The organism is Streptomyces sp. NPDC043853 (genome assembly GCF_056436025.1).
Genome location: NZ_JBWKDJ010000020.1, coordinates 1 through 25,793 on the forward strand (window position 1 = coordinate 1; position 25,793 = coordinate 25,793).

A 25,793-nucleotide genomic window follows, 5' to 3' on the forward strand; every position below is an offset into this window, starting at 1 on the left:
TTCGTACTGACCCTCGCGGGCTTTCCTCCGGGCGCTTCCTTCGTTCTTGCGTTCCCGACTCTATCAGATCTTTTCCGACCCGATTTCCTCGGCGCCTTTCCGGTCAAGCGCTTTCGCGCTTTTCCCTTTTCGGCGATTCCGACCTTATCAGTAATTCTCCGGCCCGCTGACCACTGTCCGCGGAGATGCGGACGCGATCTGAATGGACCAAGATCGACTGAAGAGTTGGATTGCCCGCCGACCGATGTTCACGCGTGATTCACATGACGGGGTCAGGCAGGACTCACGAGACTACACCTCGCCCCGGGGGCAGGCAAATCGACTCGGGGCTTGTGGTCTAGTCCACCGGTCTAGTCCACTAGTCTCCGTATCGGAGGGTGTCGAAGGGCCGCCCGATCCCGGCGTCCATACCGGGCAAACCGGCATATCCCTTGACATATCCTTCTGGACAGTACGCCGTTCGCAACAGGCTGTGACGGCGACACGAACAGCCCACCCTGGGAGGCCCCCAATGACCAGCGTGACGTCCCCTCTTGCCGGGCGTGCCATCGGACTCGCGGCTGTGCCGGACCCGGTGTTCTCCGGCGCCATGGTGGGACCGGGCACCGCCATCGACCCCGTGCGAGAGCCCTCCGAGGCGGTGTCCCCCGTCGACGGCGTGGTCGTCTCCCTGCACCCCCACGCGTTCGTCGTCGTGGACGGCGAGGGTCACGGTGTGCTCACGCACCTCGGTATCGACACCGTGCAGCTCAACGGCCAGGGCTTCGAGCTGCTCGTGAACAAGGGCGACACCGTGACCCGGGGCCAGGCCGTCATCCGCTGGAACCCCGCCGCCGTGGAAGAGGCCGGCAAGTCCCCGATCTCCCCGGTCATCGCTCTGGAGGCCACTGCCGACTCACTCGGTGACGTCGTGGAGGCCGGCGACGTCAAGGCCGACGACGCTCTCTTCAGCTGGCGCTAGCGCCCCCGCCGGGGCTCGCCGGCGGTTTGTACATCCATCGCGGCGGGAAGGTCCGCCGCTCTAGCGGAGACAGGTGACATGGAGACAACGCTGCGGGGCGTCGGCGTCAGCCACGGTGTCGCGATCGGCGAGGTGCGGCACATGGGCACGGCGGTGCTCGAGCCGCCGGCCAAGCGGATCGCCGCGCACGAGGCGGAGAGAGAACAGGGGCGCGCCCGTCAGGCCGTGAAGGCCGTGGCCGCCGACCTTGTCGCGCGTGGGCAGCTGGCGGGTGGCGAGGCCCAGCACGTGCTCGAGGCGCAGGCCATGATCGCCGAGGACCCCGAGCTGATGGCGGACGTGGACCGGCGGATCGCCGTCGGCAGCACCGCCGAGCGTGGCGTCTACGACGCCTTCGCCGCGTACCGCGAGCTGCTCGCCGGGGCCGGCGAGTACATGGCGGGCCGGGTCGCGGACCTGGACGACGTGCGGAACCGGATCGTGGCGCGGCTGCTGGGGGTGCCGATGCCGGGCGTGCCCGACAGCGACGAGCCGTACGTGCTGATCGCCCGGGACCTGGCGCCGGCGGACACCGCGCTGCTGGATCCGGCTCTGGTGCTCGGTTTCGTGACCGAGGAGGGCGGGCCGACCAGCCACAGCGCGATCCTCGCGCGGGCGCTGGGCGTGCCGGCCGTGGTGGCGCTGCCGGGAGCCGGTGAGCTGGCGGAGGGCACGGTCATCGCGGTGGACGGTTCCACCGGTGAGATCTTCGTGGAGCCCAGCGAGGAGAAGAAGGCCGAGCTCACGAATGCCGCGGCGGAGCGGAAGGCTGCGCTGGCGGCGTCCTCCGGGCCGGGTGCCACGTCCGACGGGCACAAGGTGCCGTTGCTGGCGAACGTCGGCGGGCCGGCCGACGTTCCGGCGGCCGTGGAGGCGGGTGCCGAGGGTGTGGGTCTGTTCCGCACCGAGTTCCTCTTCCTGGACGACAGCAAGAAGGCGCCGTCCGAGGAGAAGCAGATCGAGTCCTACCGCAAGGTGCTCGAGGCGTTCCCGGAGGGCCGGGTCGTCGTACGGGTGCTGGATGCCGGTGCGGACAAACCCCTGGACTTCCTGACTCCGGGCGACGAGCCGAACCCGGCGCTGGGCGTACGCGGGCTGCGTACCCTGCTGGATCACCCGGAGGTGCTGCGGACGCAGCTGAGCGCGCTCGCGAAGGCGGCCGAGGGGCTTCCCGTCTACCTCGAGGTGATGGCCCCGATGGTGGCCGACCGGATCGACGCGCGGGCGTTCGCGGACGCGTGCCGTGAGGCGGGTCTGCGGGCGAAGTTCGGTGCGATGGTGGAGATCCCGTCGGCCGCGCTGCGGGCGCGGTCGATCCTGCAGGAGGTCGAGTTCCTGTCGCTGGGCACGAACGACCTGGCCCAGTACACCTTCGCTGCCGACCGTCAGGTGGGTGCGGTGTCGCGGCTGCAGGACCCGTGGCAGCCGGCGCTGCTCGACCTGATCGCCATGTCGGCGGAGGCCGCCCGGGCGGAGGGCAAGAGCTGTGGTGTCTGTGGTGAGGCCGCCTCGGATCCGCTGCTGGCCTGCGTGCTGACCGGTCTGGGGGTCACCTCTCTGTCGATGGGTGCCGCGTCGATTCCCTATGTTCGGGCGACGCTCGCGAAGCACACGCTGGCGCAGTGCGAGCGGGCCGCCGCGGCGGCGCGTGCGGCGGACTCGGCCGAGGAGGCGCGGGTGGCCGCGCAGGCGGTGCTGTCCGGCGAGTAGCCGGCGTCCGTGCTTCGTGGGGTTGTCGGGCCGAGGGGCCTTCGCCGGTGGCGGAGGCCCCTCGGCCTTTCCGCGTCAGTGGTGCGGGTGTGGGAGGTCGATCCGGTAGCCGGGGCAGTATTCGACGTCCGGTTCGGGGGCGACGGGCTCGCCGGTGTCGGCATCGGTGCAGTAGGCGTTGAACACCTCGGCGGCGGAGAGCGGCACGAGCGTGCCGTGCGCCAGCCGCCAGCCGTGGACCCGGTCGCGGAATCCGTCGGTGGTGCTGCGGAGCACCAGGCCCCCGGTGGCGCCGAGGGCGAGTCCGGCGGCGAGCACGGTCAGGAAGTCGGCGCCGTCCCGCCCGGGGAGGCGGGGTGGTGCGCCGGGTGGCTCGTGGGCGTCGCCGGTGTCCGCGTGGAGGACGGCGATGAGGTGTTCCTCCTCGGCCGGGACGCTGCAGACGAGGTGGTGGTGGCCCGGGCCGGCTCCGGCCAGGAGCTGGTGGAGGGCGCGGCCGGCCTGTTCGTGACAGGCGCGGCCGATGTCCTCGCCGCATTCGGCGCAGCTGCCGAGGCCGGCCAGGAGGAGGGTGGCGTACTCCCAGGTGGCCTGGCGGACCGCTGCGTCGACGAGGAGCGGGACCAGTTCGTCGATGGGCTGTCCGGCGTACGGGAGGCCCGCGCCGGCGCCGGCCAGTTCGGCGGTGAAGCGGGTGCGGGCCTCGGCGGTGTCCGCGTCGAGGCCCGCTTCCGCGCAGTACTCGGCGTACTCCTCCGGGTCGAAGAGGGCGACGGTGGTGTGGATGCCCTCGGCGGCGAGGGATTTCAGGAGTGCGTCGACGTGGCCGAGGTACTCCTGGTGGTCCTCGAAGGTGAAGCTGCGGTAGCCGCGCATGGCCGCGAAGTCCTGGGGGTCGGCGAGCAGGCCGACCGTGCTGGGTGCTTCGCGGCGCAGGCCGCGGCGGACGCTGGTGCCGGCCCGGATGCGGGTCCGGGTGCCGGCGCGGGTCCGGTTCTTGGGCATGGTCCCCCCTGAGTGGCATGGTGCGGGGCGCGGGTGCGCCCCACGACTAGTGCTCACTCACGGTAACCACGACCACTGACAGTGACGATGCCGGTGGTCGTCCTCAGGCCTGGCGGCGGGTGCGGGCCAGGTCCGCGTAGAAGTGCAGCAGGTCGAGGTTGTCGACGGAGCCCGGGTTGACCGCCTTCTCCAGCGGGGTGCCCTGGAGGAGCCGCTTGACCGGGACCTCGATGCGCTTGCCGGTGAGGGTGTGCGGGATGCCCGGCACCTCGATGATCTCGTCGGGCACGTGCCGCGGGGAGAGCTCGGCGCGGATGGTCGACTTGATCCGGTCGCGCAGGGCGTCGTCCAGGGCGGCGCCGGGCGCGAGCTGCACGAAGAGCGGCATCCAGTAGCCGCCGTTGGCTTCCTCCAGGCCGATGACCAGGGATTCCTTGATCTCGGGCAGGCGCTCGACGGCCTCGTAGATATCGGCGGAGCCCATCCGGACGCCCTGCCGGTTGAGGGTGGAGTCGGACCGGCCGTGGATGATCACCGAGCCGTGGTCGGTGAGGGTGATCCAGTCCCCGTGCCGCCAGACGCCGGGGAACATCTCGAAGTAGCTGTCGCGGTAGCGGCTGCCGTCGGGGTCGTTCCAGAAGCGGATCGGCATGGACGGCATGGGGTTGGTGACGATCAGCTCGCCGACCTCGCCGGTGAGGGGCTTGCCGGACGGGTCCCAGGACTGGAGGTCGGTGCCGAGGCAGGCCGCCTGGAGCTCGCCGATGTGCACCGGGAGGGTGGGGACGGCGCCGGCGAAGCAGCTGCAGACGTCGGTGCCACCGCTGACGGAGGCGATCCAGAGGTCCTCGGCCACCTCGTCGTGCAGCCAGCGGAACCCGTCGGGCGGGAGCGGGGAGCCCGTGGTGGCCACGCACTTCACGGCGGAGAGGTCGAAGTCGCGTGCGGGGTGCACCTCGGCCTTCTTGCAGGCCATGACGTAGGCGGCGGAGGTGCCGTAGAGGGTGGCGCCGGTGCGTTCGGCGATCCGCCACTGGGCGGCGGTGTCCGGGTAGCCGGGGCTGCCGTCGTAGAGGACCACCGTGGTGCCGGTGAGCAGGCCGGAGACGAGGAAGTTCCACATCATCCAGCCGGTGGAGGTGTACCAGAAGAAGCGGTCCTCGGGGCCGAGGTCGCAGTGCAGGCCGATCTGCTTGAGGTGCTCCAGCAGGATCCCGCCCTGGGACTGGACGATGGCCTTGGGCAGGCCGGTGGTGCCGGAGGAGTACAGGACCCACAGCGGGTGGTCGAAGGGGACCTGCTCGAACACCGGCTCGGTGTCGGCGGCGGTCAGGGCCGACCACTCCAGGGTTCCCTCGGGGGCCGGGGTGCCGAGCAGCGGGATGTGCACGACGGCGCGCAGGGTGGGGAGCTCGCGGCGGAGCTCGGCGACGGTGTCGCGGCGGTCGTGTTCCTTGCCGCCGTAGCGGTAGCCGTCGACGGTGAACAGGACGACGGGTTCGACCTGCTGGAAGCGGTCGAGGACGCTGCGGGCGCCGAAATCGGGGGCGCAGGAGGTCCACACGCCGCCGACGGCGGCGGTGGCGAGGAGGGCGACGACTGCCTCGGGGATGTTGGGGAGGTAGCCGCTGACCCGGTCGCCGGGGCGGACGCCGAGGGCGCGCAGTTCGGCGGCGAGGGAGCCGACCCGGCGGCGGAGTTCGGCCCAGGTGACGGGCACCGGGTCGTGGGTCTCGTCGACGTGGAGCAGGGCCGGGTCCTCGGCGCGGGCCGGGTCCTCGCCGGCGCGCAGGGCGTGCTCGGCGTAGTTGAGGGTGGCGCCGGGGAACCACTGGGCGCCTGGCATGGAGCGGTCGGCGAGGACCTGGGTGGGCGGGGTGGCGAAGCGTACGTCGAACCACTCGGCGACGGCCTGCCAGAAGGCGGGGAGCTCGTCCACGGACCAGCGGTGCAGGCTCGCGTAGCCGCCGTCGGCGGGGGCGCCGTGGTGTTCGGCGGCCCAGGCCTGGAAGGCGGTGACGCGGGCTTTCGCGATCCGGTCGGGGCCCGGGGTCCAGAGGGGGGCGGACGAACTGGCTGCGGTCATGGGTGGGCTCCCGGGGTGTGCGGCTCTGCGCTTCGTGTGCGTCTGTGCGTCTGTGCGTGTGGGCGTGTCTGCGTCGTGTGCGGTGCTGCTTCGGTGCGGGCCGGCGCGCGGTGGGTGGGTGCGCGGCGCCCACAGGGACGATGCCACGTGATCGACATCCGCACCAGAGCGGTCGGGGGTGGGCGGGCTTGATCCTTTTCCGGGTGAACGGAGGTTGAACGGGGCCCCCTCGGCCGGGGGCCGGTGGCAGGGTGTGCGCATGGACGGTCGGGGTCGTGAGCTGGGGCGGGAGCTGCGCCGGGATCTGGTGCGCGCGGTGAAGGACATCGGTACGGCGCGGGGGCGGCGGGCCTGGCGGGCCGCGCTGCGGCACCGGCGGGCGGACGCGGCCGCGTTCCCGCCGCGCGGGCCGGAGCGGGCGCGGGTGCCGGGGCTGCTGATGGGGGCGCATCCACTGCCGGGCGGGGGCGTGCTGCGGTTCGCCCGCTCGGAGCTGCTGGTGCGGGTGACGGCGGGGGGTGCGGTGTTCTGGGGCTGGGACGGGGCGGGGCCGCTGCCCTCGTACGGGGTCCAGGGCGCCGGGCCGGAGCCGGACGGGCGCGCGGTGCTGGAGCCGGACACCGGCGGCGGCTGGCGGGTGGTGTCCGAGCGGGTGACGGTGGCGGTGTCCCGGCACGGTGCGGTGGAGGTGCGGACGCCGGGGGGCACGGTCTTGCGGCGGGAGTTGCCGCCCCGGTGGTGGGAGCCGGTGGCGGGGAGCCCGGCGGGACGGCCGGGCGGTGGCGCTGGCGTCAGCGTCGACGCCGGCGCTGACGACGGGGCTGACCCCGGCGCCGACCACGGCGCTGACGGGGTGTCGGCGGATGGTGTGCCGGCCGATGGTGGCTCGGCGGACGGCGCCGCGGGCGGCGGAGCCGCACGGGGCGGGGCAGCTCGGTGGCTGCTGCGGTCCGAGGTGTCGGCCGACGCGCGGTTCTTCGGACTGGGCGGCCGGGCGGCGGGGCCCCGGCTGCGTGACGGGGAGTACCGGCTGTGGAACACCGATCCGCACGGCGGCTTCGGGCCGGGTGACGATCCGCTGTACATCACGATGCCGGTGCAGTTGGTGGTGGCGGACGCGGGTACGCACCTGGTCTTCTACGACGACCCGTGGGACGGCCGGGTGGTGCTGCGCGAGGGCGAGGAGGGCGCGGGCTCGGGGCCGGACCGGCCGGGGGTGAGCGAGCTCCGCATGACGGGCGGTCCGCTGCGCTGCTGGGTGCTGGTGGGGACGCCGTCCCGGGTGCTGCAGGGCTGGTCGGGGCTGACCGGCGGGGCGGCGGTGCCGCCCGAGTGGGCGCTGGGCCACCAGCACGCGCGGTGGGGGTTCGGGAGCGCCGCGGAGGTGCGGCGGATCGTGGGCGGGTACCGGGAGCGGGGGCTGCCGCTGGCGGCCCTGCACCTGGACATCGACCACTACGACGCGCACCGGGTGTTCACCGTTGACCGGGAGTCGTTCCCGGACCTCCCCGGGCTGGCGCGGGAGCTGGCCGCGGACGGGACCCGGCTGGTGTCGATCGTGGACCCGGCGGTGAAGGCGGAGCCGGGGGTGGCGGGCTCGGTGTACGAGGCGGGGCGCGGGGTGGGGTCGGCGGGGGCGTTCGTACGGGACCCGGCGGGCGAGGAGGTGCGGGGGGAGGTGTGGCCCGGTGAGTGCGTGTACCCGGACTTCACCGATCCGCTGGTGCGGGACTGGTGGGGCGGGCTGTACGAGGAGCGGCTGAAGAACGGCTTCGCCGGGTTCTGGCACGACATGAACGAGCCGGTGTCGTTCGCGCCGTTCGGGGACGCGACGCTGCCGCGGTCGGCCCGGCACGTGCTGGACGGTGCGGGCGGGGACCACCGGGCGGCGCACAACGTGTACGCGCTGGGCATGGCGCAGGCCGGCTGGGAGGGTCTGGTCCGGCTCCGGCCGGAGGAGCGGCCGTTCCTGTTCTCCCGGTCGGGTTGGGCGGGGATGCAGCGGTACGGGGGCACCTGGTCGGGGGACGTGGAGACGAGCTGGGACGGGTTGCGGGCCTCGCTGGCGCTGGTGCTGGGGCTGGGCTTGTGCGGGGTGCCGTACTCGGGGCCGGACGTGGGGGGTTTCGGCGGGTCGCCGTCGACGGAGCTGTTCGCACGGTGGTTCCAGCTGGGGGCGTGGCTGCCGTTGTTCCGTACGCACGCGGCGATCTGGGCGGGGCGGCGGGAGCCGTGGGAGTTCGGGCCGGAGGTGCTGGAGGCGGCGCGGGCCGCGCTCGCGGAGCGGGAGCGGCTGCGTCCGTACTTCGTGACGCTGGCGCATCTGGCGCGGCGTACGGGGGCGCCGTACGTCCGGCCGGTGTGGTGGGGCGCGCCGGAGGATCGGGGGCTGCGGGACTGCGAGGACGCGTTCCTGTTGGGTGATGCGCTGCTGGTGGCGCCGGTGCTGGAGCCGGGGGCGGACCGGCGGGCGGTGCGGTTGCCGCGGGGGCGGTGGTACGACAGGGCGACGGGGGCGGCGTACGACGGGCCGGGGCAGGTGCTGCTGGACGCGCCGCTGGGGCGGGTGCCGGTGCTGGCGCGGGCGGGGGCCGTGGTGCCGGTCGTGGGGGGCCTGGAGGTGTGGGCGCCGGCGCGCGGGCGTACGGGGGGCGGGGTGCGGATCTCGGACGGCGGGGAGACGGAGCGGTTCGCCGTCCGGTGGGAGGGGGACGTGGTGCGGGTCTCGCTGGAAGACGGCAGGGCCGTGCAGGCGGGGGTGACGGTGCGGGGGCTGTAGGGCGGGCGGTGGTGGCCGCCGTGAGGGGCTTCGGGTGACTCTTCTCCGCGCGCTGCGCGTGGCGGTACCGGCCGGCGCCGGGCCGGTGGTGATGGCTACTGCGTGGCGAACCGGCAGGCCTGGTCGGCGACTTCCTTGGAGATGCCGGCCTTCTCCAAGCCGGAGGTGCAGCCGCTCTGGTTGCCCATCTCGCCTTGGTAGCACGCCGCCCGGACCGGGTCGGTGATCTGCGGTCCCTGACCCGAGATGTACCGCTCGCAGTCCTGGACGTCCGCGTGGGCGGCCGGGGCGGCGAAGAAGGCTCCGCCGGCGGCCAGGACCAGGCCGGCGAGGACGCTGGGGATTCGAGCCGACGCACGCATGCGGATGCACCTGCCTCTCGGTCGGTCACGCGGTCCGCGAGTGTGCGGGACCGCGGGCGGGGGCGGCGCGGGGCGGGCGGTCCGAGGGACGACCGGCTCGGCGCATCGGTCGCCCTCGCCCTTCCGACGCTAGAGCACCGCACCGGTGCCCGCATGTCAGGCGCGTCCCGGGTCCTCGGCCCCGTGGCGGGTCGTCGGGGAGGTGGCCGCGGGTCCCCTCGGCGGTCAGGCGTGGCGACCGGCGAACCAGGCCGCGGCCGCCTTCGTGTGGAGCGGGAAGGCGAGTTCGGCCGGGGCGCGGAGGAGGTGCCAGCCGGTGGTTTCGGGGGTGGGGACGGACTCCGGCATCTCGTCCGCGCGGCGGGTGGGGAGGAGGCCGAAGAGGAGGAGGTGGCCGGCCGGGGAGCTGAGGGCGTCGGCCAGGGCGACCTCGGAGGCCTTTGCCTCGATGCCGGTTTCCTCGCGGAGTTCGCGGACCACGGCGTCGCGCCAGTCCTCGCCGAAGTCGATGAAGCCGCCGGGGAGGGCGATGCCGCCGAGGGCGGGTTCGATGGTGCGGGTGATGACGACCAGGCCGGTGCCGGTGGTGTCCTCGACCGGGAGGAGGGCGACCGCGACGGGGAGGGGGTTGCGGTAGGCCGTGGTGCCGCAGGCGTTGCAGGTGCGGGGCCAGTCCGCGATGTCGAACGGGCTTCCGCAGGAGGAGCAGTGTGTGTCCTTCACCGGTGTGGGCATGGCGCCATGGTAGGTGAGGGGGGTGAAGTCACTTTTGGTGTCCGCGGTGTTGGCGGCGGTTCTGGGATGGTCCCCGGCGGAGCCGGTGCCGCCGCCGGGCGGGTTCGTGGCGCTGCGGGAGGTGGATCCCAGTGTGCGGCAGGACGTGCGGTACGCGACGGTGCGGAACTTCACCGGTGCGGTGGTGCCCGGGTACGAGGAGCCGGTGTGCCTGCTGACCCGGCCGGCGGCCGAGGCCCTGCGGCGGGCGCAGCGAGGGCTGCTGCGGCGGGGCTACTCGTTGAAGGTGTACGACTGTTACCGGCCGCAGCGGGCGGTGGACCGGTTCGTGCGGTGGACCTCGGAGCCCGCCGATCCGGAGGTGCGCGCCCGTCACCATCCGCGGGTGGAGAAGGGGCGGCTGATCGAGGAGGGGTACATCGCCGCCCGCTCCGGGCACTCCCGCGGCAGTGCGCTGGACGTGACGCTGACCCGGCCGGACGGGCGGCCCTTGGACATGGGGACCCCGTTCGACTTCTTCGATCCGTTGTCGCACACCGATGCTCCGGAGGTCGGCGGGGCGGCCCGGGAGCGGCGGCGGCTGCTGCGGGCGGTGCTGGAGCGGGAGGGGTTCGAGAACCTGCCCGAGGAGTGGTGGCACTTCCGGCTGATCGACGAGCCGTATCCGGAGCGGTACTTCGACTTTCCGGTGCGTTCCGCTGCCGTGCGGCCGTGAGTACCGTGCCCGCATGACGACACAGACGTTCGGTTCGTACGAGGAGTTCTGGCCCTACTACGTCGCGATGCACTCGCGGTCCGCGACCCGCTGGGTGCACCTGGCGGGGACGCTGACCGGGCTCGCGGTCAGCGCGTACGGGCTGGCGCGGGGCCGGAAGCGGTACCTGGTCGCGCTGCCGCTCATCGGGTACGGGACGGCGTGGCCGGCGCACTTCCTGATCGAGGGGAACAATCCGGCGACCTTCGGGCATCCGGCCTGGTCGCTGCGCGGGGACGCGGCGATGATCCGGATGATGCTGGCCGGGCGGGACGCCGAGCTGGAGGCGATCGCGCAGAAGTGGCTCGCGGACAACCGGTGAGCGGGGTGTGCGCGCCGTCCCTCCCGTGCCAGACTGAGAACTGACGATCCGTCAGATCGATTGATCCGCCAGATCCAGGGAGGGGCTTTGGAAGGCGCGCACACACCCGTACCCGTCGTCGGCGGGTGGTTCACGGAGGACGGGCCGGGCGGGGAGTTCCGCCTGCTCGGGACCCGCTGCTCCGCCTGTGGCTCGGTGTTCTTCCCCCGGGAGGACTCCTTCTGCCGGAACCCCGCCTGCGGGGGCGGTGACCTGGCCGAGGTGCCGCTCTCCCGGCGGGGCAGGGTCTGGTCCTACACCGACGGGCGGTACCGGCCCCCGGCGCCGTACGTCTCCGACCCCGACGCGCCCTGGGAACCGTACGCCCTGGTCGCGGTGGAGCTGGCGGCCGAGCGGATGGTGGTGCTGGGGCAGGCGGTGCCCGGTGTGACCGTCGCGGACCTGGCCGTGGGCATGGAGGTCGAGGTGGTGCCCGGGGTGCTCAACGAGGACGCGGACACCGGGACCGTGTGGACGACCTGGCACTTCCGGCCCGTGGAGGGGAAGGCATGAGCGGGACGGACATCGCGGTGCTCGGCGCCGGCATGCACCCGTGGGGGAAGTGGGGCCGGAGTTTCGTCACGTACGGGACGGCGGCGGCGCGCGCCGCCCTCGCCGACGCGGGTCTGGAGTGGAGCGAGGTCGACTCGGTGGTCGGGGCCGACACCGTCCGTTCCGGCTATCCCGGCTATGTGGCCGGGGCGACCTTCGCGCAGGCCCTCGGCTGGCAGGGGGCACGGGTGACCAGCGTGTACGCGGCCTGCGCCTCGGGCGCGCAGGCGATCGGCACGGCCCGGGCGCAGATCCTGGCGGGGCTGGCCGACGTGGTGCTGGTGGTGGGCGCGGACGCGGCGCCCAAGGGGTTCTTCGCACCGGCCGGCGGGAACCGGCCCGATGACCCTGACTGGCTGCGGTTCCGGGTGCTCGGGGCCACCAACCCGGCGTACTTCGGGCTGTTCGCGCGGCGCCGGATGGCCATGCACGGGGACACCCCGGAGGACTTCGCCCTGGTCAAGGTGAAGAACGCGGCCGCCGGGAAGCTCAATCCGCTGGCCCGCTACCGGGCGGCGGTGACCGCGGAGGAGGTGGCGGCCTCGGCGGTGGTCGCCGATCCCCTGCGGCTGCTGGACATCTGCGCTACCTCCGACGGCGCGGCCGCGCTGGTGCTGTGCGGCCTGGACTTCGCGCGCTCGCGCGGGGTGGCCGATCCGGTGCGGATCCGGGCGGTGTCCACGGTGACGCCGACGTATCCGCGGACGGTGCTCGACCTGCCGGACATCGCCACGGACTCGGCGGTGGCGGTCGCCCCGGCCGACGGGTCCTACCGGGCGTCGATCGCGCGCGCCGCCTACGAGGAGGCCGGTCTCGGGCCGGAGGACCTGTCGCTCGCCGAGGTGTACGACCTGTCCACCGCGCTGGAACTGGAGTGGTACGAGGACATCGGGCTGTGCGGTGCGGGCGAGGGGGCCAAGCTGGTGCGGGAAGGGGCGACGGCGCTCGGCGGCCGGATCCCGGTCAACACCAGCGGCGGGCTGGCCTCGTTCGGGGAGGCGGTGCCCGCGCAGGCCATCGCCCAGGTGTGCGAGCTGACCTGGCAGCTGCGCGGGACCGCCGGAGAGCGGCAGGTTCCGGGAGCGCGGGCCGGGATCACCGCCAACCAGGGGCTGTTCGGACACGGCTCGGCGGTGATCGCGGTCCGCTGAGCGGGACCCGCGCCCCGTGCCCCGACCCCGGCCGCGCGGTGTCCCGTACGACCTGAACAGGTGCTGTTGTCCGGATGCTTGACGCGTCCCGGCGGCAGGTTCACACTGCCTCCACAGTCCCCCACGAGAGCTGCGGCCCGTACCCCAGTCGGCGGGGGTACGGGCCGCCTCCACGGCTCGTTCCGGTCGTCTCCGGGCGGTTCGGGCCGCCCCGGACAGGCCCTACGTACGGGCGGGCCGGCGGCGGGCCCGGACCACGGTCCTGGCGTGCTCGACCACCCCGACCAGCACCTCCTTGACCGACTCGCGGTCGCGGGCGTCGCAGAGCAGGACCGGGACCTCCGGGTCCAGGTCCAGGGCCTCCCGAATGGTGGCGGCCGGGTGCCGGTCGGCGCCGTCGAAGCAGTTGACCGCCACCAGGAAGGGAATGCCGCGCCGCTCGAAGTAGTCGACCGCCGCGAAGCAGTCCTCCAGCCGGCGGGTGTCGGCGAGCACGACCGCGCCGAGCGCGCCCTGGGCGAGCTCGTCCCACAGGAACCAGAACCGGTCCTGCCCGGGCGTGCCGAACAGGTAGAGGACGAGGTCCGCGCGCAGGGTGATCCGCCCGAAGTCCATGGCCACCGTGGTGGTGCTCTTGGCCTCCACCCCCGCGGTGTCGTCGACGCCACGGCCCGGTTCGGAGAGGGTCTCTTCCGTACGCAGCGGTCTGATCTCGCTGACCGCGCTGACCAGCGTGGTCTTGCCGACCCCGAATCCGCCCGCGACCAGGATCTTCAGGGTCAGCGGCTCGATCGGCGGCACCGCGTACATGCCGTTGGTGCGGCTAGAGCGCCCGAAGGCCATCGATCACCTCACGCAGAATGGATTCGTCGGGGAGTTCGGCCGGCGGGACCGGCCGGGTCACGTGGACCAGCTCGTCGTCGACGAGATCACCGATCAGCACTCTCACCACCCCGATGGGAAGGTCGAGTTCCGCCGCGAGTTCGGCCACCGACTGGGGCCGCTCCAGACAGAGCTCGAGGATGTCGCCGTGCTCCGGGGACAGGGTGAGGTCCCAGACGGGATCGTCGGCCGCCGGTTCGGCGACGACGAGCGCGATGAGGTCCAGCCGGTGCTGTTCGGCGTGGCTGGTCCGGCCGCGGGTCATCGCGTACGGACGGACCACGGGGCCGGCCTCGTCGTCGAACCAGTGCGGGTGCCCGGCGGGGCTCTCGTCCACCACGACGGCGGGCCCGGGCGCGGTGTCGGCGGCCGGGAGGCCGTCGGAGACCGGTCTGCCGGAAGCCGGACCGTCGGAATCCGGTCTGGCGGAAGCCGGTCTGCCGGAAGCCGGGGCGTCGGCCGCCGTCCCCGCGGTCGCCGCGGTCGTGTCGGCGGCGGACGCGGTGGCGGACGGCGTGGTGGCCCCGGACGCGGTGGCGGCGGGCGTGGTGCTGTCGGAGGTGTCGGCGGGCCGGGGGCTTGATTCGCTCATGCCGTCCGACTTCACCCTGCCGATGCCTGCCCGGAGCGCGGGGCGGTCGCCAGGTGGTCGCCCACGCGCTTGACCATCAGGGTCATCTCGTACGCGACCTGGCCCACGTCGGAGTCCGCGTCGGCCAGCACGGCCAGGCAGCTGCCGTCGCCGGCGGCCATCACGAAGAGGAAGGCCTCGTCGAGCTCGACCATGGTCTGGCGCACGCTGCCGGAGTCGAAGTGGCGGCCGACCCCCTTGGCCAGGCTGTGGAAGCCGGAGGCCACGGCGGCCAAGTGCTCGCTGTCCTCGCGGGTCAGCTCCTTGGAACTGCCGGTGGGCAGCCCGTCGCCGGAGAGGACCACCGCCTTGCGGATGCTGCCGACCCGGTCGACCAGTTCGTCCAGGAGCCAGTTCAGGTGGCCGGGACCCCGGCCCAGGCCGTCGTGGCCTGCGGTCTGCGGTGCGGTCATCGGTCGTCCCCCTCGTTCTCGTTCTCGGGACCGGTCGCGGCTGCGGTGCCGGCCTCGGTCTCGGACTGCTGCTCTGCGTGCTTGTTGCGGCCCGCCGTCCAGCCTCGCTGGAATGCGGACATGCGGGTGCGTACGTCCTCGGCGTCGCGGTCGGCGGGCGAGGCCCCGGCCGGCTCGGCCTTCGTCGCCGCCGGCGCGTTCTTCAGCTGGGGCGCCAGGCTGGCCTGGCGGACGCGGCGGGGCAGGCCCCCGGAGGGCTTGGCCGGAGGGTTTGCGTACCCCGTCGCCGGCACCGGGGACGGAACCGCGGCCGGAACGGGGGCCGGGGCCTGCCCCGCGTCCGCCGCCGGGCCGGCCTGCTTGACCACCGAGACGGCCGGCCTGCCGTCGACGAGGCGGCCGTGCTCGGCGACCAGGGTCGGCGTACGGCGCCGGCGCGGCAGCGGTACGGCCCCGGAGGCCGTGCGCGGCGCGTCGGGCCGGGGGGCCTCCAGCCGGGCGCTCTCCAACCGGACCGGCCCGGTGGGCGGGAGCGCTTCACGTTCGGTGCCGAGGGCGGGGGCCGGGTGCAGGGAGCGCTCGGCCGGCCGGTGGCCCAGCAGCGTGCTGCGCGGGATGCCGCTCGGCGGTGTCTCGTCGTCCAGGGTGCCGATGGCCGGGTGGGCGGGGACGATGCCGGGGATCTCGTCGAGGGCACCCGTCTCGTCGAGGCCGAGGACGCTGAGCGGTGCCTCCAGTTCCACGGGCCCGTCCAGGACGGCGGCCGGGACGGAGCGCCTGGGCGCAGTGTCGTTTCCGCGGCCGTTGGCCCGGCTGGTGCCGCCTGCCGGAGCGCCCGTGATCGCGGCCTTCGCGGGCCGCTCCAGCCGGATGCCCGTGCCGTTGGTGTCCGGCGCGTCGGTGAGCAGCGCGGCCGGCAGGAACACCACCGCGGTGGTGCCGCCGTACGGGCTGGTCTGCAGGGAGACCTTGACGGAGTGCCGGTGGGCGAGGCGGCTGACCACGAACAGGCCGAGCCGGTCGGTGTCGGAGAGGTCGAACTCGGGGGACTCGGCGATCCTCAGGTTGGCGTCGAGCAGGGCTTCCGGGGTCATGCCGAGGCCGCGGTCGTGGATCTCCAGGGTGAACCCGTTGGCGACCCGCTCGCCGTGCACCGCGACGGCGGTGTGCGGGGGCGAGAACACCGTGGCGTTCTCCAGGAGTTCGGCGATGAGGTGGGTGATGTCGGCGACGGCGGTGCCGGAGATGCCGAGCCGGGGCAGTCGCCGGACCTCGACCCGCTCGTAGTCCTCGACCTCGGCGACGGCCGCCCGTACGACGTCCATGAGCTGGACCGGCTTGCGCCACTGGCGGGACGGGGCGGCGCCGGAGAGGATCACCAGGCCCTCGGCGTGGCGGCGCATGCGGGTGGTCATGTGGTCGAGGCGGAAGAGGTCGGCGAGCTCGTCGGTGTCCTCGGTGCGTCGTTCCATGGTGTCGAGCAGGGTGAGCTGACGGTGCAGCAGCACCTGGTTGCGGCGGGCCAGGTTGACGAACACCTCGGATACCCCGCGGCGGAGCTCCGCCTGCTTGACGGCGGCCTCGATGGCGGCGCGCTGCAGGGTGTTGAGGGCCTGGCCGACCTGGCCGACCTCGTCCTTCTCGTATTCCAGGCGCGGGGCCTCGGTCTCGACGTCCACCTGCTCGCCGGCGGCGAGCCGCCGCATGACGCCGGGCAGCCGGACGCCGGAGGCCTCGTGGGCCTCCTTGCGGAGCCGGGAGAGGTCGCGGATCAGTTCGCGGCCGATGCGGACGGACAGCACGAGGGAGACGATCAGGGCGACGAAGCCGAGGATGCCGGCGACGGCGGCCTTGACGAGGACCTCCATGGCGACGGGTTCGACGCGCTCCTTGTAGCGGTCGCCGGCGGCGGTGCCCATGGCGGCGAGGTCGTCCAGGACCTTCGCGGAGGCTTCGTCCCACTGGGCGGCGGTGGGCGTGCGCGGGTTCTTGACGGCGCCGTTGGCGACGATGCGGGACTCGGCCACGCGCAGCGCGCTGGTGTCGGTGCCTCCCCAGTAGCGCTCGAAGCGCTCGCGGTCGGCGGCGGGGAGGACGGCCAGGTTGAACTCGTAGAGCAGGCCGCGGCGGGCGATCTGGTCGGAGACGGCCCGGGCGTCCTCGGCGGTGAACCGCTTGGCCGCGAACGCGGAGGCGACGACGGCGTCCTCGCGGGAGAGGGCCTCACGGGCCCGGGTGATGCCGACGAGGGCGCGGCCCTGCTTGTCCATCTCGACGTCCTCCAGGGTGTGGAGGTTCATCAGGAAGTCGTAGCAGGGGTCGACGAGCCGGTTGTAGAGCTCCAGGGCCTGGTCGGGGTCGAGGGCGTTGCGGTCGATGTTGATCCGCAGGGTGGCCAGGTCGCCGAACGCCTCGACGATGGAGTCCAGACGGTGCTTGGTCGCCGGGGCGAGCTCCTCGGAGACGTCGGGGTCGGCGGCGTTCTCGGTGAACTCGCGGATCGCCTTGTCGGTGGCGGCGCGGCGGGCGGCGAGCTCGGGGGCGGCGCCGGCGGCGCGCGGGTCGCCGAGCAGGACGAGGCTCTGGCGGCGTTCCTTCTGGATGACGCGGACGACGTCCTCGACGGGGTAGCCGACCTTGTTGATGACGTCGGCGACGCCCAGCAGCTGGACGGCCTGACGGCCAGTCAGGACCGTGGCGAAGCCCCAGAGGGCGGTGAGCGAGACGAGCGGCACGAGGAGCAGCGCCACGATCTTCCGGCGGATGGACTTCCCGCGAAAGCGCATGGGCCCCACAGCCTCCCCGAGCTCAACCCCGCTGCTGGGGGTCGGTGTTCCGTCAATCAAACGGCGTGAGCCTACTACTGCCGCCGGGCGCCTTCGAAGGCGCGTCCGGACGTTTTCGGCCGAACCGCTGTACGAAGATCACGAGTTGTCCCATACTTCCCGTCACCAGGGGCCCGATATGTGGCACATGACACTTCGTGGGGTGTCGGCTCACGTACCCTGATGGATGGCTGGAATTATTCGTTCCGCAGTGCCGGAGCGATCCGGCGGCCCGTCCGGGGAAAGTCCGGGGGCACTTCGGGAATCCTGCGGGCCTTTCGTGCGTCTTTGACGGTGACCGGCGGTGGGAAGGGTCGTGACGGAGCCGCGAGGTCGTCGTGGGGAGTGAGCGGAGCATGGGCAGCGAATACCCCGGAGAGCCGATCAGGCGGGGCCTGTGGGTGGAGGAGCCCACCAAGCGGTACCGGATGCCGGATCCGGTGCGGACGGCAGCCGTACGGGCGGTGCTGATCGCGTCCGTGACCCTCACCCTGGCCTCGGTCACCTTCTTCCTGACCCTGACGGGGTCCTGGCTGGCCTTCCCGATGGTGCTCTGCTCGGTGGCCGGGGTCATCGTGTCGACCTGGGGGGTCCTCGACGTGTGGATCACCCGGCAGGCATGGCGGCAGCGGTACGGGGTGGTCTCGCAGCCGAGCAGTACGGCCCGGGCGCCGCGGACGGGCTACGAGGCCGGGCCCGGGCAGCCGATGCCGCTGCGCCGGGCCTGAGCCGGGCCGTACCCCCGGGCGACGCCCGCCCCGCCCGCATCCCCGGCGCCCGCATCCCCGGCGCCCGCACCCCTAGCGCCCGCACCCCTTGAGGCCGGAAGCCCGGGGCCGGAGCCCCGGGCACTGGAACCCCGGGCACCGGAACCCCGGGGTCACGCCTCCGCGGGAACGCTCTGGCTGCGGCGGAACATCCGGGTGGCGGTGATCTCGCCGTGGATGGTCTCGCCCTCCGGCGCCTGCTGCGGCAGCCCCGGGCGCAGGTGCTCCTCCACGCTGATGTACTTCAGGCCCGCCCGCAGGTCCGCGTCGTTGCGGAGCCGGATCACCAGCGGGAACTCCGCCAGCGCGGTCGTGTCGAACAGACCCGTGGTGTAGAGCAGTTGCACGCCCAGGGCGTCGGACACCGCCCGCTGGAGTTCCAGCAGGTACGTGGCGTTGGCCCGGCCGATCGGGTTGTCCAGGAACAGCGTGCCCGCGTGCCGGTGCCGGTCGCGGCCCCGGTCGTTGCTGCGCAGCGCCGCCATCGTGCAGTACAGGGCGATCGCCGCGGTGAGCAGCTGGCCGCCGGAGAACACGTCGCCCATCTGGCCCACCGGGACCCGCTCGGCGCGCAGCACGGCGTCCGGCTTGAGGATCTCCACGGAGATGCCGCGCGGCTCCAGGGCCGCCTGGACCCCGCGGAGCAGCAGGGACATGCCGTCCCGGCGCCCCTCACCGAACGAGGCGTTCCGCTTCACCGCGGAGCGGGTGGCCTCGTCGATGACCTCGCCGAGCCGCTCGGTGAGGGTGGCCTGGTCCGGCTCCTCGAAGCGGATCCGGAGGAACTCCTGACCGGACCACTCCCCCAGGCCTTCCGGCAGCTGGGAGAGCCGCTGGGCGGAGCGCAGGGTGGCCAGCGCGGACTCCACCAGGCCGCGGAGCCGGTCCACGATGCTGTCCCGGTTTCGCTCCAGCTGCGCCAGTTCGTCGGTGAGCACGCGCAGGCGGGGCGCGAACGCCGCCGCCCAGGCAGCCGCGTGCTCGGGCAGCGCCGAGGCGGGCAGCTCCCTGATCTGCTGGCGCGCGGGAGTGCGGACCTGCTCGTAGCGGGTGGCGTTGGCGTGCCGGACGAGTACGTCGCTCGCCTCGCGGACCGCCGACTCGGCGGCGGACAGCTCGCCGGAGCAGCCGCGCAGGGACCGGCGGGTCTCGGCGGCGGACTGCCTGGCCTCGTCCAGCGCGCCCGGGTACGGGGTGTGGTCCTGGTCCTCGTCCTCGTGCGGCGCGTGGTCCCGGAGCAGGTCGCGGAGCATCGCCGCGGTCTCGTCGAAGCCGCCGGCCCCCTCCTCGGCGGCGCGGTGGGCGCGCAGCAGCTCGCCGTGGGCGGCGCGGGCCGTCTCCACGGCGGCGGTGTGCGCGGCCAGCTGGGCGGTGGAGGAGCGCAGCCGGGCCTGGGCCTGGTCGACGTCCTCGGGCACGAGTTCCCCGGGGAGCTCGGTGTGGGCCTCGCCGTCCGCCGGGGCGTGCCGCTCCGCTTCGCCGCGGAGGCGGCCGAGCTGCTCGCTGGCGGTGTTGGCGCGGGATTCCAGCATCTGGACGAGGGATTCGGCGCGGGCCGCGGCGGCCTGCCGGGACGGGCCGTCGGCCCCGTCGGGGCTCTCCAGGAGCTGGGCGGCGCGGGTGCGCACCTTGTTGGTGAGGCGGTCGAGTTCGGCGAGGGCCGCGCTCTCGTCGCTCTCCGCGCGGGCCTGCTCGGCGCGCAGGTCGGCGCCGACGCCGACCTTCTCGTACAGCTGGGAGGCGGCCCGGTAGGCCTCGCGGAGGTCGGGCAGCGGGATCCTGGCGGCGCCCTCCTCCTCGTCGGGCAGGGTCTCGGGGGCGCCGGCGATCTCGGCCCGCTCGGCGCGCAGCGCGCGGGCGGTGCGGCGGGCGTCGTCGGCGGCCCGCTGGGCCGCGCGGCGGTCCTCGTCGGCGGCCCGGGCGCGGTCCAGGCAGACCTCGGCGCGGGCCTCGGACTCGGCGGCCTCGTCGGCGAGTTCGCGGACCTTGGCCTGCCAGCCGGCCCGCTCGCGGAGCCGGAAGGCGAGCCCGGCGAGGGCGTCGGCGGCCCGGCGGGCTCGCTGGGCGGTCTCCTGGCGTTCGTCGCGGACCCGGGTGGCGTCGGCGGCGACCTCCTCGGCCTCGGCGCGGACGGTACGGGCCTCGGCGAGTTCGGCCTCGGACTCCTCGGCGAACGCGCGGGCGGCCTCGGCCTGTGCGGCAAGCTCGGCGAGCCGGCCGGCCGGACAGCCGGTGCGCCAGGAGGTGAGCCGGGCGGAGAGCTCGCGGTCCCCGGCGAGGCGGGCGGCGAGCTCCCGGATCTCGGCGTCGCGCTCGCCGGCCCGGGTGCGCAGCGCCTGGCGCTCCTCGTCGGCGGCGTGCTCGTCGTGCATGGCCGGGTTCGGCGGCACCAGAAAGACACCGGTGTCGGATTCCGGTCCGGCCGGCGGTACGGGGGCCAGCAGGGCGGCGGCGGTGCCGACGGCCACGGCGGAGCGGGGCAGCAGGGCGGCGGCGCCGAGCACCTCGCGGGCGCGGGCGTGGGTGTCGGGGTCGGTGATGACCACGCCGTCGACGAGCTCGGGGCGGGCGGCGAGCACGGCGGCGTGGTCGGCGGGGTCGACGGACTGGGCGAGGTAGCGCCAGCCGGGCAGGGCGGGGATGCCGTGCTCGGCGAGGTACTCGACGGTCGCGAGGACGTCGGGGCCGGGCGGCAGCAGCCCGCCGTCGCCGAGCGCGCCGAGGATCCGGGCGTCGTCGGCGGCGGCCGTGCGCAGGTCGAACAGCTGGCGTTCGGCGGCGGCGACCCGGTCGGTCAGCAGGGTGCGCAGGTCCTCGGCGTTCCGGTCGAGGTCCTCCGCGGTGAGTCCGCCGGCGGCGGCCGTCCCGCCGTCGTCCGTCCCGTACGCGTTCGTCCTGTGCTCGTCGGTACCGGGCGCGTCCGTTCCGGGCGCGTGCGTGGCGGGCGTACGGGGGCGCGGGACGGCGGGGGCACCCGGGGCGCCGGGCAGGCCGAGGAGCTCGGCCAAGCGCGGGGACTCCGCGAGGGAGGCGGCCGTACGGAGCTCCGCCGCGTGCGCGTTCTCCGCCGCACCGGCCGCGTCGGCGGCGCGGGCCGCGGTCAGCTCGGCGCGGGCTTCGGCGGCGGCCGCCTCACGGGCGGCCTCGGCGGCCGTACGGGCGGCCTCCCGCGCCTCGTCCCAGGCGGCGACGGCGGTCTTCTCGGCGTCGCTGGCGGCGAGCGCGGCCCGGGCCGGGTCGGCGTCGGGGGCGGAGTCGTCCAGCCAGCCGGCCCGGACGGCCTCGGCGGTCTCCTGCTCGACCTCGGTGAGGCGGGCCCTCAGGTGCTCCGACTCGCTCCGGGCGCGCTGGGCCGCGGTGGCGGCGGCGGTGGCGTCGCGGTGTGCGGTCTCGGCGGCGTCCTGGAGGGCGGCGGAGCGCTCCTCCTCCTCGTTGGCGAGGCGTTCGCCGCTCTCGGCGGCCGTGTGCAGGGCCCGTACGAGCGCGGCGGCGGCACCGGCGCGGGCGGCCAGGGCGGGCGCGGCGTCCCGCTCGGCCTCGCGGATGGCGGCGGCGACCCGGGCCGAGCGGTCGGCGGCGGCCCGGTGCCGGAGCACCGACTCGGCGGCCTGCCAGGCCGAGTGCAGGGTGCGGGCCTCCAGGAGCTCGCGGCGCTGCGCCGCGGCCGCCTTCTCGGCCACGGTCAGCGCCAGCGAGGCGTGCCGGTAGGCGAGTTCGGCGGCGATGGCGGCGCTGCGGTCGCGGGCCACCTCGGCGGCCGTGACCTCGTGGGCGGCGGCGGTGACCCGCTGGGCGAGGTCGGCGGCGCGGGCCCGCTCCTCCGTGGCGCGGGCCGACAGCCGGCGGGCCAGGGTTCGGGTCCGGCGTTCCGCGCCGGCGTGCACGTCACGGGCTCGGGCGCGGGTCTGCGCCGCCTCCACGATGCGGGTCAGCAGGTCCACCGAGCCGGCCGTGAACTCGCGTTCGGCCATCAGCTCGGCGCGGCGGCCCAGCTTGTTGCCGAAGCCGTGGACGAGGTCGGCGAGGCCGTCGGTGTCCCGGGTGTCGGTGACCGCGCGCAGCAGCAGGTCGGTGAAGTCGGAGTCCTTCTTCACCGCGAACAGGCCGGCCGCCTCGCCCTCGTCTGCGTTCATCTCCCGCTGGTAGCGGAAGAGCTCCGGGTCCAGGCCCAGCTCGCCGAGGTGCTCGTTCCAGCGGTCGTGGATCTCCTCCCAGCAGACCTCCAGGTGCGGGTACGCCTTGCCCGCCTCGGTGATCGAGTCGCGGAAGCCCTTCATGGTGCGGCGGCGGCCCTGCGCGCCGGAGGCGCCCTCGACGGGCGGCCGGACGGCGGTGGACTCGGCGACGGGGAGGCTGTCCAGGCTCAGGCCCGGGCCGGGGCGGAAGGAGTACCAGGCCTCGGCGAACTTGCGGGGGTCGTTGGAGACCTGGCGGCCGCGCCACTCGCTGACCTTGCCGACCACCACGCACTCGCCGGTCTGGGTGTGCTGCCACTCCAGCGCCACGTGACCGCAGTCGTCGGCCAGCAGGAACTTGCGGAGCACGCCGGAGCTGGCGCCGCCGAGGGTGTTGCGGTGGCCGGGCAGCATCACCGAGAAGATCAGCTTGAGCAGCACGGACTTGCCGCCGCCGTTCTCCAGGAACAGCACGCCGGCCGGGGCCGGGCGGCGCGGCGGTCCGGCGGGCTCCTCCTCGAAGAACTCCGCCTGCATCGGTGCCGGATGGGGCACCGGCGCGCCGACGCCGCGCAGGTCCAGCACGGTGTCGGCGTAGCGCGCACCGGCGGGACCGATGGAGTAGAGGCGGATCCGGGACAGCTCGTACATGGCGGCGGGCTCTCGTTGGGTTACGTACGTGTGCGGGAGGTGAGGGCGGTGCGGGTAGTGCAGGAGGTGCGGGTAGTACGGGGACGCGGGTAGTACGGGGACGCGGTGGTGTCGGGCGCGAGCGGTGCGGAGCGTGCGGGGGGTCAGGCGTGGAACGGGAGGCCCGCGTCGGCCACCAGGTCCAGGTCGTCGCCCTCGGGCGGCGGCAGCAGGCTCGCCGAGCCGTCGCCGACGGTCACCACGCCGAGTTCGAGGAGCTCGGCCATCGCGGCGCTGCCGGCCATGTCCCGGACCTGCAACTGGTAGCGGGGGGTGGTGCGGTACGCGCCGCCGGCGTCGTCCCCGGTGCGCTGCAGGAAGCCGGAGTCGGTGAGGAAGGCGACGGCCTTGCCCACGATGCCGGTGGTGGAGCCCGCCAGGCGGCGGGCGTCCTTGGTGGCGCCGGTGGCACTGCGGCGGGCGTAGACCCGCCACGCGGCCTCCAGGCCGGGGGCGCCCGTCTCGGGGTCGGTGTTCTCCCCGAGCTCATCGGCGCGCTCCTCCAGGCGGCGGCAGGCCTGCCGGACGAAGGCGTCCACCCCGTTGACGGTGATCCGGCCGATGTAGCCGTCGTCGGCAAGGTCCTCGGGCCGGGGGAAGGCGAGGGCGGCCACGGCCAGGTGGGCCAGGCCGTGCAGGAAGCGGTCGCCGCCGTCCGCGGAGGTACGGCGGGCGTAGTCGCCCATCCGGACGGCGAACACGGAGTCCTCGCCGGCGGCGACGGCCATGCCTGCCCGCGGGGAGACCTCCAGCACGACCAGGCCGAGCCCGGTGGCCACGGCGTCGGCCAGCCGGGCGAAGGCAGCCTCCTCGCGGTAGCGGCGCAGCAGGTCGGCGTACTCGGCGTCGCGGGCGGGGAGCAGCTTGGGCTGCAGGCCGTACGCGACCAGCCGGGCCGCGTCCGCGGCGTCGGCGGGGGTCACGTGGGAGCCGGCCGGGGCCGGGGCCTGGGCCGACGGCGCGTCGGGCTCGCTCCACGCGGGGTGTTCGGCGTGGGTCTCGCTCACGGCTGGGGCTCCTTGACGGTGGTGTGCTGTGCGGGGTGCTGCCGGACCGGGACCCGCCCGAGCCGGACCCGAACCCGGGTCCGGCTCGGGCTCGGGCTCGGGGTGCCTGCGTTCGGGCTGTGGGCCGGGCTGTGGGCCGCCACGGCCGGGGCGGGGGCGGCCGAGCCGGTGCCGCGGGCGGTCATGCCGCCTCCGTACGGTCCGCTGCCATGCCCGCCGCGTCCAGCAGGGCCATGCCCACGATCAGGTCGGCGCCGCCGAACTCCGGGTCCTCCAGGACCGTGCCGTCGTCGACCGCGAACAGCAGCCGCTCCTCCCCCTGCCGGTACGCCGTGCCGACGGCCGGGCTGGCCGCGTGCACGGCGAGCAGCGCCACCAGGTACGGCAGGTCCGGGTCCCGGAGCCGGGCCTCGGCCAGCAGGCCGGAAAGTCGGCGCGGCGCGTCGTGCGGCAGGTCGAGCAGCTCCATGGCGGAGGCGAGCTGCTCCTCGCTGAACCGGCTGTCGTCCGGGGTGGCGATCAGGTCGGGCTCGGGCATCTCGGCACCGAGGTGCTCCCGCTCCAGCGGCGGGGTGAGCAGGATCTCGACGAGGTCGACGACCCGCACCGAGACGGGCGTGCGCAGGCCGGTGCCGGCCGCGAAGAAGGCGTCGGTGACGCGGGTGGCCTGCTCCAGCGGCAGCGGCAGGACGGGGGCCACGAGCTGCCCGTAGAGGTCGATGCCGGAGCGCGGCGCGGGTGGGGCGAACGCCTGGCGGTCCTGCTCGGCCCGGAACAGCGGGCCGGCGTCCAGCAGCCGGGACTGGAGCTGGGTGTGGCGGCGGATGCAGTCCTTGACGATGTCGACCAGTTCGGCGGCCCGCCGCTTGTTGTCCGGGTCCTCCGCCTCGTCCCGGGCCTTGCGGATGTTGGTCAGGATCGCGTTCTCGTGCCGGTACCGGTCCGCGACGTGGTCCAGCGCCTCGGCGATCATGTCGGGGACGGCCTGGAGCCAGTCCACCGCGCGCACGTTCCGCCGGGTGGCCTCCAGGGTGCGGCGGAGCGTCTCGGCGTACTGCACGGTCCGGTAGCGGGCCTGCTCCGCGGCGAGCTGGGCGTCCGCCAGCCGGCCGCGGCTGATCAGCACCTCCAGCTTCACCTCGGCGGCGATCTGGGCGCTGGTGACATCGGTGTCCAGGGCGCCGACCAGCACGTTGACGGCCTCGTCGGTGGTGCGCAGGTAGACCGCGCCGCCGTAGCCCGGGACCTCCTCGATCAGCTTGAAGTCGTAGTCCCTGCGCACGTAGACGCCGTCGGCGCCGAACGTGCCGTACACGGCGCGGAACCCGCGGTCCACGCTGCCGACGTTGATCAGGTTCTCCAGCACCCAGCGGGCCACCCGCTCGTGCTCGGCCACCGGGCGCTGCGGGGCCTGGGCGGCGACGCGCGGCAGCAACCTGGCCACTATCTGGTCGTGGTCGGCGCCGGTGTCGAAGTCCATGTTCAGCGTGACCAGGTCGATCGCGGCGAGGGCCACCTCCGCCATCGCGTAGACCCCGTACTCGCCGGCCAGATTGGCCTTGCGGGTGTCCAGGTCGTGCAGGGGCGCCGTGCACGCGAGCGCCCGCAGCCGCCGCGCCAGGCCCTCGTCGGCGGCCGGGCCCGGGGCCGGGGACGGGAGGGTCTTCGCCGGGGCAGGAAACGTCACGACGGAAAGATTAGGCGGTCTCACCGACAACCACCCAAACGGCGCGGTTCGGCCGATCATCCAGGCCACGGCCGTGGGCGGGCATCCGCCACGGAGACGGCGCGCGACAGGACGGTGGCGGCGCGGTGGCGCCGCGGTGGGCGGCAGGGTGGGCGGCGCAGTGGGCGGCCCGGCGACGGCGTAGCGGGTTGCGCAGTGGGCGGCGCGGCGGCCGCCGCCCG

20 protein-coding genes are annotated in these 25,793 nt (G+C 74.4%); 8 read left to right on the plus strand and 12 right to left on the minus strand.

Going from position 1 to position 25,793, the window contains the following annotated elements; all coding sequences use genetic code 11:
* Positions 1-511 precede the first annotated feature (511 nt).
* Together AC067U_RS34410 and ptsP are read left to right on the plus strand one after the other, a co-directional pair.
* Positions 512-961 carry a PTS sugar transporter subunit IIA gene (locus AC067U_RS34410; protein WP_478833777.1) on the plus strand — a complete coding sequence of 150 codons (450 nt, stop codon included), beginning with the start codon at positions 512-514 and terminating at the stop codon, positions 959-961.
* Positions 962-1,039: 78 nt separating this feature from the next.
* Entirely contained in the window at positions 1,040-2,710 is a 1,671-nt protein-coding gene (gene ptsP / locus AC067U_RS34415; RefSeq protein ID WP_478833778.1) for a phosphoenolpyruvate--protein phosphotransferase, read from the plus strand.
* Between the two features lie 75 nt (positions 2,711-2,785).
* Here ptsP and AC067U_RS34420 read toward each other — a convergent pair whose 3' ends face one another.
* Both AC067U_RS34420 and AC067U_RS34425 read right to left on the minus strand, forming a co-directional pair.
* The gene (locus AC067U_RS34420; RefSeq protein WP_478833779.1) at positions 2,786-3,715 is read right to left on the minus strand and encodes a hypothetical protein; all 930 of its coding nucleotides are present in this window, start codon (positions 3,713-3,715) and stop codon (positions 2,786-2,788) included.
* Positions 3,716-3,818: 103 nt separating this feature from the next.
* Positions 3,819-5,801: an acetoacetate--CoA ligase gene (locus AC067U_RS34425; RefSeq protein ID WP_478833780.1), complete on the minus strand. Its 1,983-nt coding sequence runs from the start codon at positions 5,799-5,801 to the stop codon at positions 3,819-3,821.
* Positions 5,802-6,060: 259 nt separating this feature from the next.
* On the opposite strand from AC067U_RS34425, the gene AC067U_RS34430 reads away from it, so the two are divergent.
* Positions 6,061-8,580: a glycoside hydrolase family 31 protein gene (locus AC067U_RS34430; protein WP_478833781.1), complete on the plus strand. Its 2,520-nt coding sequence runs from the start codon at positions 6,061-6,063 to the stop codon at positions 8,578-8,580.
* 95 nt (positions 8,581-8,675) lie between these two features.
* On the opposite strand, the gene AC067U_RS34435 is transcribed toward AC067U_RS34430, so the two are convergent.
* Complete coding sequence (locus AC067U_RS34435) at positions 8,676-8,942, minus strand: hypothetical protein (RefSeq protein ID WP_478833782.1); 267 nt, start codon at positions 8,940-8,942, stop codon at positions 8,676-8,678.
* Positions 8,943-9,167: 225 nt separating this feature from the next.
* Positions 9,168-9,677: an NUDIX domain-containing protein gene (locus tag AC067U_RS34440; protein ID WP_478833783.1), complete on the minus strand. Its 510-nt coding sequence runs from the start codon at positions 9,675-9,677 to the stop codon at positions 9,168-9,170.
* Positions 9,678-9,690: 13 nt separating this feature from the next.
* Between AC067U_RS34440 and AC067U_RS34445 the strand changes: the two genes are divergently transcribed.
* The 4 genes from AC067U_RS34445 to AC067U_RS34460 all read left to right on the plus strand — a co-directional run bounded on the left by AC067U_RS34445 (position 9,691) and on the right by AC067U_RS34460 (position 12,495).
* Entirely contained in the window at positions 9,691-10,392 is a 702-nt protein-coding gene (locus AC067U_RS34445) for a M15 family metallopeptidase (RefSeq protein WP_478833784.1), read from the plus strand.
* Positions 10,393-10,405: 13 nt separating this feature from the next.
* Positions 10,406-10,753, plus strand: coding sequence for an Mpo1-like protein (locus AC067U_RS34450; protein ID WP_478833785.1), 348 nt, complete (start codon positions 10,406-10,408; stop codon positions 10,751-10,753).
* 87 nt (positions 10,754-10,840) lie between these two features.
* Entirely contained in the window at positions 10,841-11,305 is a 465-nt protein-coding gene (locus tag AC067U_RS34455; RefSeq protein ID WP_478833786.1) for a Zn-ribbon domain-containing OB-fold protein, read from the plus strand.
* Complete coding sequence (locus AC067U_RS34460; protein ID WP_478833787.1) at positions 11,302-12,495, plus strand: lipid-transfer protein; 1,194 nt, start codon at positions 11,302-11,304, stop codon at positions 12,493-12,495. Before AC067U_RS34455 ends, AC067U_RS34460 begins: the two co-directional genes overlap by 4 nt.
* A gap of 222 nt (positions 12,496-12,717) precedes the next feature.
* On the opposite strand, the gene AC067U_RS34465 is transcribed toward AC067U_RS34460, so the two are convergent.
* From AC067U_RS34465 to AC067U_RS34480, 4 genes are all read right to left on the minus strand, one after another.
* Positions 12,718-13,338, minus strand: coding sequence for a GTP-binding protein (locus tag AC067U_RS34465; RefSeq protein ID WP_478833788.1), 621 nt, complete (start codon positions 13,336-13,338; stop codon positions 12,718-12,720).
* Positions 13,319-13,714 carry a DUF742 domain-containing protein gene (locus AC067U_RS34470; protein WP_478833880.1) on the minus strand — a complete coding sequence of 132 codons (396 nt, stop codon included), beginning with the start codon at positions 13,712-13,714 and terminating at the stop codon, positions 13,319-13,321. Before AC067U_RS34470 ends, AC067U_RS34465 begins: the two co-directional genes overlap by 20 nt.
* A gap of 266 nt (positions 13,715-13,980) precedes the next feature.
* The gene (locus AC067U_RS34475) at positions 13,981-14,421 is read right to left on the minus strand and encodes a roadblock/LC7 domain-containing protein (RefSeq protein WP_478833789.1); all 441 of its coding nucleotides are present in this window, start codon (positions 14,419-14,421) and stop codon (positions 13,981-13,983) included.
* Positions 14,418-17,207, minus strand: coding sequence for a sensor histidine kinase (locus AC067U_RS34480; RefSeq protein ID WP_478833790.1), 2,790 nt, complete (start codon positions 17,205-17,207; stop codon positions 14,418-14,420). Before AC067U_RS34480 ends, AC067U_RS34475 begins: the two co-directional genes overlap by 4 nt.
* A 395-nt stretch (positions 17,208-17,602) precedes the next feature.
* Between AC067U_RS34480 and AC067U_RS34485 the strand changes: the two genes are divergently transcribed.
* Positions 17,603-17,974, plus strand: coding sequence for a hypothetical protein (locus AC067U_RS34485; protein WP_478833791.1), 372 nt, complete (start codon positions 17,603-17,605; stop codon positions 17,972-17,974).
* 152 nt (positions 17,975-18,126) lie between these two features.
* Here AC067U_RS34485 and AC067U_RS34490 read toward each other — a convergent pair whose 3' ends face one another.
* From AC067U_RS34490 to AC067U_RS34505, 4 genes are all read right to left on the minus strand, one after another.
* Complete coding sequence (locus AC067U_RS34490; RefSeq protein ID WP_478833792.1) at positions 18,127-22,839, minus strand: hypothetical protein; 4,713 nt, start codon at positions 22,837-22,839, stop codon at positions 18,127-18,129.
* A gap of 143 nt (positions 22,840-22,982) precedes the next feature.
* A complete protein-coding gene (locus tag AC067U_RS34495) occupies positions 22,983-23,885 on the minus strand; it encodes a hypothetical protein (RefSeq protein ID WP_478833793.1) in 903 nt (300 codons plus the stop codon).
* Complete coding sequence (locus AC067U_RS34500) at positions 23,882-24,070, minus strand: hypothetical protein (protein WP_478833794.1); 189 nt, start codon at positions 24,068-24,070, stop codon at positions 23,882-23,884. Before AC067U_RS34500 ends, AC067U_RS34495 begins: the two co-directional genes overlap by 4 nt.
* Positions 24,067-25,632, minus strand: coding sequence for a hypothetical protein (locus AC067U_RS34505; protein WP_478833795.1), 1,566 nt, complete (start codon positions 25,630-25,632; stop codon positions 24,067-24,069). Before AC067U_RS34505 ends, AC067U_RS34500 begins: the two co-directional genes overlap by 4 nt.
* Positions 25,633-25,793 lie beyond the last annotated feature (161 nt).

Coding starts and splice junctions, on each gene's coding strand:
- AC067U_RS34500 (WP_478833794.1), bottom strand. CDS start 24,070: ATGACCGCCCGCGGCACCGGCTCGGCCGCCCCCGCCCCGGCCGTGGCG.
- AC067U_RS34475 (WP_478833789.1), bottom strand. CDS start 14,421: ATGACCGCACCGCAGACCGCAGGCCACGACGGCCTGGGCCGGGGTCCC.
- AC067U_RS34505 (WP_478833795.1), bottom strand. CDS start 25,632: ATGATCGGCCGAACCGCGCCGTTTGGGTGGTTGTCGGTGAGACCGCCT.
- AC067U_RS34410 (WP_478833777.1), top strand. CDS start 512: ATGACCAGCGTGACGTCCCCTCTTGCCGGGCGTGCCATCGGACTCGCG.
- AC067U_RS34460 (WP_478833787.1), top strand. CDS start 11,302: ATGAGCGGGACGGACATCGCGGTGCTCGGCGCCGGCATGCACCCGTGG.
- AC067U_RS34440 (WP_478833783.1), bottom strand. CDS start 9,677: ATGCCCACACCGGTGAAGGACACACACTGCTCCTCCTGCGGAAGCCCG.
- AC067U_RS34425 (WP_478833780.1), bottom strand. CDS start 5,801: ATGACCGCAGCCAGTTCGTCCGCCCCCCTCTGGACCCCGGGCCCCGAC.
- AC067U_RS34450 (WP_478833785.1), top strand. CDS start 10,406: ATGACGACACAGACGTTCGGTTCGTACGAGGAGTTCTGGCCCTACTAC.
- AC067U_RS34485 (WP_478833791.1), top strand. CDS start 17,603: ATGGGCAGCGAATACCCCGGAGAGCCGATCAGGCGGGGCCTGTGGGTG.
- AC067U_RS34480 (WP_478833790.1), bottom strand. CDS start 17,207: ATGCGCTTTCGCGGGAAGTCCATCCGCCGGAAGATCGTGGCGCTGCTC.
- AC067U_RS34420 (WP_478833779.1), bottom strand. CDS start 3,715: ATGCCCAAGAACCGGACCCGCGCCGGCACCCGGACCCGCATCCGGGCC.
- ptsP (WP_478833778.1), top strand. CDS start 1,040: ATGGAGACAACGCTGCGGGGCGTCGGCGTCAGCCACGGTGTCGCGATC.
- AC067U_RS34435 (WP_478833782.1), bottom strand. CDS start 8,942: ATGCGTGCGTCGGCTCGAATCCCCAGCGTCCTCGCCGGCCTGGTCCTG.
- AC067U_RS34465 (WP_478833788.1), bottom strand. CDS start 13,338: ATGGCCTTCGGGCGCTCTAGCCGCACCAACGGCATGTACGCGGTGCCG.
- AC067U_RS34490 (WP_478833792.1), bottom strand. CDS start 22,839: ATGTACGAGCTGTCCCGGATCCGCCTCTACTCCATCGGTCCCGCCGGT.
- AC067U_RS34430 (WP_478833781.1), top strand. CDS start 6,061: ATGGACGGTCGGGGTCGTGAGCTGGGGCGGGAGCTGCGCCGGGATCTG.